Below are 5,093 nucleotides of genomic sequence, written 5' to 3'. Positions count from 1 at the left end.
TACGTCAGAAGAACTTTCCTTCACTTCGGGTAGTGTTGTTACAGCCGCTGCAGTCATTTCCACTGCGGGTGCAGGCTCAAGCGAAGTGGCATCGCTTGGTTTAGGGGCGGTTTCGCTAACATCTGGTATCGATCCGGTCACCGGAGGGATACCCTCGTTGGTTACGGGTACGCCTTCTTCAGGTTCTTTTGATGAGATATCCGAAGGCGCAACCTCTGACAGGTCCGATGATCTGGTTATCGTTTCTTCATGCAAAACCTCAGCAGCGGTATTGGCTGTATCCTCATTGAGTATGGATGATTGCTCGATCATATCCGGTTCTTCTGTTTCGGACGACTCGCTCCCGATGGTGCTGTTTGAATTCGCTCCGCTAGTTTCCGCAAAAACTGAGGGTACAGGCGCCGCCATCAGCATGGCTGCGGACAGACCGCAAACTGTAACGGCACACCATTGGGCTTTAACTTTACGCAATTTTTTCATGACTTACCCCACCAATCTGTTCGATTATTGTAAAGGCTTACATATTTTCACGCAAAAAATTTGATGATAGCGATTCGTAAATCCATTTCATACTTTTATTATATCAATATATTTTATATCTTCAATATATATAATCTAATTCCTGCTTTTTATTGAAAAATTGGCTGCCGGACATATGAAAAGAGCCGAGCTGAAACCGTATCGGTCCCTGCTCAACTCTTCCTTTCAGCTAAAATACACGCGTCCATCCTGCCAAGGCTGCATCATTCTAAGTCGTACTCATCGCTGCTGCCGTTGCCGTACCGGTCACTTGCAGCCTGAGCGACATCGATGCTCTTGTTGTATTTTTCCAACTTCTGTTGCACTTTATGGAAGACACTGCCTTCCGTGTAATTTCCGTCCGGTTCACGTTTTCCGCAATTCAGTCCTGTCAACAGCTCGATCCCTTCCGCAACTGTTTTGACGGAATAGATATGGAATTTGGCGGCCTGCACAGCCGCGATGATCTCTTCCTTCAGCATCAGATCGTCCACATTCTGATCCGGAATGATGACTCCCTGTTCTCCGCTCAACCCTTTTGCCTCGCAAAGATCGAAAAAGCTTTCGATTTTTTCAGTGGCGCCGCCGATTGGTTGGATTTCACCCTTCTGATTGATGGATCCCGTAACAGCGAAATTCTGCTTCAGCGGCACATCAGCAAGGCTGGACAGGAGTGCATAAAGTTCGGCACTGGAGGCACTGTCACCATCGACGCCTCCGTAATTCTGTTCAAAAGTCAATTGGGCGCTCACTGCCAGCGGTTTTTCCTGCGCAAACTGACCGCCCAGAAAGCCTGCCAGCGTCAGAACCCCTTTGGAATGGCTGCTGCCGCTCATTTTGGTTTCGCGCTCGATGTTTGTCACACCGTTCGAACCGATATAGGTACGGGCTGTGATCCGCGTCGGGTGACCAAAAGCATATTCTTCTGTCTGGATCACTGAGAGGCCGTTCACTTGGCCCACGACCGAATCCTGAACATCTATCATGATCTTATCCTTCAATAACATTTCTTGGAATTTTTCCTCGATCATGTTGGCCCTGTATTTCCTGTCGGCTAACGCTTTTTGGACATGGACATCGGAAACGATCAACGCCCCTTCGTATGAGGCGATGGCGCTGGATTCATGGACAATTTCAGTGATTTCATTGAATTGAGTGGACAACTTGGTCTGATTGCCCGCAAGCCGCGATCCGTATTCAATTACTTTTCCTAAGCCGCTGCGGTCAAAATGGAGGATATCCGATTCTTCGCAGATCGAGCTGATGAATGAGACATATTTTCTGATATTTTCTCCGTTGCGGTCCATACTGATATCGAAATCGACCTTTACTTTGAACAGTTTTCTAAAATCTTCATCATAGGTAAGCACTTTGTAGAATATCGGACTTCCGATCAAAATGATTTTGACGTTCAATGGAATGGTTTCCGGTTTCAGCGTCAAGGTCGGCACATAGCGGTATTGCTCGCCGATGTTCTCGATTAGGGCTTGTTGATGCTTCAACACTTTTTTCAGGGCATCCCACATGAATGGATCGAAAAGGACATCTTTGGCCTGCAGTACCAAATATCCGCCGTTTGCCTGATGGATAGCGCCGGCTTTAACCATGGTGAAATCAGTCGTTGTGTACATGAATTGATTTTTGTATTCGATTTTCCCGAAGATATTGTAATAATTCGTAAAAGGTTCAATGATCGCTGGGGCGCCTTTACTGTTTTCGTTGTTCACAAAAAGATTGACTTTGTATTTTATGAAGGGGTCACCGTCGTTTTCAGGCAGCTGAAAAGGATTTTGCGCTTGTGGTGCATCGGCCAAACGGAAGATGATGTTGTTTTCGGTGATATCCGTCAGCACTTTATCGAGATAATCCAGGATTTTTTCTGAATAAGCGTACTTTTCTTTTAATCTGGCGATGGGAGGCTCTGTCGCAAATTGGGTAATCTGCCTGTCCAATTCCTTGAGCTGTTTGTCGGCCTCTTTTTCGAGCGCACGGGAACCACGGATGATTTCATCCAGCCTTTTCTCAAGCTTGTAGGTATTTTCATCAATGACTTTGCGTTCATCCGCTGAAAGAGCTTTGTATTCTTCCGGGGAAAGCTGCTTGCCGTCCTTGATCGGTATCAAAGCCACACGTCCAGGTGCTTGTCTAACCACGAATCCCGCTTTGAGCGCCTCCTGTTCGATGCTCCGAAAAACAGAATCAACCTTTTCCTGGACCACTTGGATGATGGTGCCTTTTTGTTGATCATAATCACTGCTCTCAAACGTTTTCGGAATGAGGCTGCGCATGTCCTCTACGAACTCGGTCATATCATTGCGGAATATTTTCCCTTGCCCTGCAGGGAGAGACACCGCGATCGGTTTGTCCCGATCGGCAAAATTATAGATATAGCACCAATCACCAGGTGTATTGCCTTTCTCGGCCAATCTGGATACTACCGTTTGGACGTAGGTGCTCTTTCCAGTTCCTGGTGGTCCGGAAACGAAAATATTGTAGCCGGGCACTGCCATTCCCAGCCCGAAGTCCATCGATTTCACGGCCCGGTCCTGACCGATGATGCCCTGCAAGGGAGGGACATCCCTGGATGATTCGCAAAAATTCAGTTCGCCGGTATGCAGATAACTCCAGCGCAGCTTCTCGACCGGAATACGGTATTTTTCTTCAAGCGACATGCAAAGGACTCCTTTACTGATGGATTGCGCGGGTTGTGCCGGCAAAAACTATCTCCGGACACCAATCGTAAGCGCTATCATATTTCAACTCTATTGTATAACAATTTTGATGAGATGTGGAATTTTATCCCTTTTAATTCGATAGTTACACTAGTTATTATTAAGTAAAAATTATCACTATCCACTTTCCAGGCAGGGATTGCTGCGCTATACTGATTAAATAGGACGGAGGGATTCAAATTACTTTTAACACCAAATCAACGGCTTTATGCTTCTGGATGGGCGTCATTTTTCTCCTGTCGCACCAAAATGGTCAGGATTCATCCGAAACAAGCGGCATCCTTTTGGAATTTCTGAAATTATTTGGGATTGGCCCCGGCAGTTCCGTTCAGGGTGCACTCAGTTACCTGGTGCGCAAGGCAGGCCATTTCACCGAATATTTGATTTTGGCTATCCTGTTTTTGCGTAATCAGAAAGAGCAGGAATCATCGGGAAGAACCGTTTTCTATGCGTTGCTGTTCGTTTTTCTGTATGCCTGCTCGGACGAGTTCCACCAGTCCTTGATTCCTGGAAGAGGTCCGGCCTTCATTGATGTATTGATTGATACCACAGGGGGACTGACCGGCATCACCCTTTTTGAATGGAAGCATAGACTGATGGAGCGACAAAATCAGATTTACTGCAAAAAATAAACAGTCATCCAATATACGGATGACTGTTTATTTTTGTTGGAACGCTTTGTCGCATCGCTAATCGATAGCGTCTTTGGGCTCGTTGAAGACATAGACGTTCAGGTCGACCGAATCATCAGTGACACTCTTTGCCATGATGTGCAGCCCTTCGCAGATCAATGCGTCATCTTTGAAGAGAGGCGTTACCCGATAGCGGACCGTTGTGCCCGATTGGATCGCTTCACTGACAATGAATTCTGAGGCGAAATACATGGCCGGATAGTTCGCGTTGCGGTACAACGTCACCAGATTGCGCCAGTCCTCACCGCTTCCGCCGAGCACATCCGCCAGCAGATGCCCGCGGTTCAGCTGTTTGGGATTCGATTCATTCTGATTGCTTTTCGACCAACCAGTCGGCAGGATGCTGCTGTCTGCATCGGTTCCTGTCTGGTACATTTCCGGCGTGATCATGGCGTCCATTGTCGTGACGCGGTTCAGCTCATCCAAATCGCCGTATCTGATCCAGCCTTCCCCTCCAAAGTGCAATTCTGAAGGATCAAAGGTACTCTTTCCACCGTTTATTTCGAAGAAGTCTGGGCCAGTATATTGAGGCGCATCTTCCGCCGAAAGGATAACGGAAGTGTTGGTAGTGCCGTCCTGGTTTGAAGTTGGATCGACTCCTTCATGTATCTCAATCCAGGTCAGGATGCAAAACCATATAAGCAGCAAAAGCAGCCGCAACAGTTTGTGTTTCCCTGAAGTTTTTCTTTTTGCCATTTCGTCCCCCACAGTAAAGAATTGAGAAATTGTTCCATTTGGATAAAAATGGTTTCATCCAATGAAAGCATTCCTTCATTCTATCAGTCAACCATCGGGAGTGCAAACCGATATCTTTCAACTGTCTAGCATATTCCTTTTGTTTGGAAACAAAAAAACTCTTCTGTAAGGCAAGAAGAGTCGATTGAACCTATCCAGTTTTCAAATTTATTTTCTCATAGTATTTCTTCAGCTGCAGCACCATTCTTGACACTCGCCCGGATATCGAATTTCCCGATCGGGTCCGGCCCACGCATGACTTCCCGTTTGATCTGGAGCAAGCCATCCTCGTTCACGCGCGTTTTCCATCTGACCAATTGGATTTGGCCACCGGTGATCTCGATGGCGGTGATGCTTGTCGGATAGATGCAACAGCCCGAATTGAAGTAAGGCAAATCTTTGGTCTTCGGATATT

The 5,093-nt window shown here is 46.8% G+C and carries 4 protein-coding genes and 1 pseudogene; 1 reads left to right on the top strand and 4 read right to left on the bottom strand.

The window, feature by feature from the left end:
* Both WBV27_RS06800 and WBV27_RS06795 read right to left on the bottom strand, forming a co-directional pair.
* Positions 1-480, bottom strand: a 480-nt coding sequence (locus tag WBV27_RS06800) for a hypothetical protein (RefSeq protein ID WP_424200573.1), incomplete at its 3' end; no start/stop codon positions are given.
* 263 nt (positions 481-743) lie between these two features.
* A complete protein-coding gene (locus WBV27_RS06795; protein ID WP_424200571.1) occupies positions 744-3,191 on the bottom strand; it encodes an AAA family ATPase in 2,448 nt (815 codons plus the stop codon).
* 278 nt (positions 3,192-3,469) lie between these two features.
* Between WBV27_RS06795 and WBV27_RS06790 the strand changes: the two genes are divergently transcribed.
* Positions 3,470-3,883, top strand: a complete 414-nt coding sequence (locus WBV27_RS06790; RefSeq protein WP_424200569.1) for a VanZ family protein — start codon at positions 3,470-3,472, stop codon at positions 3,881-3,883.
* A gap of 57 nt (positions 3,884-3,940) precedes the next feature.
* On the opposite strand, the gene WBV27_RS06785 is transcribed toward WBV27_RS06790, so the two are convergent.
* Positions 3,941-4,639 carry a DNA/RNA non-specific endonuclease gene (locus WBV27_RS06785; protein ID WP_424200567.1) on the bottom strand — a complete coding sequence of 233 codons (699 nt, stop codon included), beginning with the start codon at positions 4,637-4,639 and terminating at the stop codon, positions 3,941-3,943.
* Positions 4,640-4,854: 215 nt separating this feature from the next.
* Positions 4,855-5,093, bottom strand: a pseudogene (locus WBV27_RS06780) (hypothetical protein); the annotation flags it as partial.

Source organism: Trichococcus sp. (assembly GCF_049589555.1).
Taxonomy (GTDB): domain Bacteria; phylum Bacillota; class Bacilli; order Lactobacillales; family Aerococcaceae; genus Trichococcus.
This window is presented reverse-complemented; position numbering and strand designations above follow the sequence as displayed.

What these genes read in the sequence shown, in the direction of transcription:
- WBV27_RS06795 (WP_424200571.1), bottom strand. Translation starts at nt 3,191, where the DNA reads ATGTCGCTTGAAGAAAAATACCGTATTCCGGTCGAGAAGCTGCGCTGG.
- WBV27_RS06790 (WP_424200569.1), top strand. Translation starts at nt 3,470, where the DNA reads ATGGGCGTCATTTTTCTCCTGTCGCACCAAAATGGTCAGGATTCATCC.
- WBV27_RS06785 (WP_424200567.1), bottom strand. Translation starts at nt 4,639, where the DNA reads ATGGCAAAAAGAAAAACTTCAGGGAAACACAAACTGTTGCGGCTGCTT.